The sequence below is a fragment of the Aeromonas bivalvium genome, from assembly GCF_000819765.1.
Classification (GTDB): Bacteria; Pseudomonadota; Gammaproteobacteria; order Enterobacterales; family Aeromonadaceae; genus Aeromonas; species Aeromonas bivalvium.
Genome location: NZ_CDBT01000057.1, coordinates 41795 through 42470, shown reverse-complemented (window position 1 = coordinate 42470; position 676 = coordinate 41795). Strand labels below are relative to the sequence as shown.

The 676-nt window shown below is 66.9% G+C and carries 1 protein-coding gene; it reads left to right on the top strand.

Going from position 1 to position 676, the window contains the following annotated elements:
- Window positions 1-613 (top strand): lipoate protein ligase C-terminal domain-containing protein (locus tag BN1119_RS17025; RefSeq protein ID WP_042000877.1); only part of this gene is annotated, 613 nt, incomplete at its 5' end.
- Window positions 614-676: the final 63 nt, after the last annotated feature.

The window sequence follows — 676 nt, the reverse complement described above, 5'->3', positions numbered from 1 at the left end:
GTCGGGCTCGGCCTATCGGGAGACCCAGGATCGCGGTTTTCATCATGGCACCCTGCTGCTGGACGCCGACCTTGGTCGCCTAGCTCACTACCTAAACCCCGATCCCAAGAAGCTGGCGGCCAAGGGGATCAGCTCGGTACGCAGCCGGGTCGCGAACCTGTGCGAGCTGCTGCCGGGGATAGATCATCAGCAGGTGAATGACGCCCTCATGGAGGCCTTCTTTGCCCACTACGGCGCGCGCGTCTCCCCCGAGCATATCTCGCCGGCCCAATTGCCCGCCCTGCCGGGCTTTGCCGAGACCTTCGCCCGCCAGCGCAGCTGGGAGTGGAACTTCGGCCATGCCCCTGCGTTCAGCCATCAGCTGGACGAGCGTTTCGGCTGGGGCGGGGTGGAGCTGCACTTCGATGTGGAGAAGGGCGTGATAGGGCGGGCGCAGATCTTCAGCGACAGCCTGGATCCGGCGCCCCTGGATATCCTGGCCCAGCGGCTGGTGGGCGTGGCCTATCGCAGTGACGCCATCGCCGCGCTGCTGGGGCAGTTGAAGGGTGACTTCCCGGCCCGGCACGCCGAGCTCGATGAGCTCTCCTGTTGGTTGCAGGGGGCGCTGCGCTGATGGGATGATGCGGGCGGCCTGCTTGCGCATGGTGCCCGACGGCGCCGAATGTGAAACGGCGGG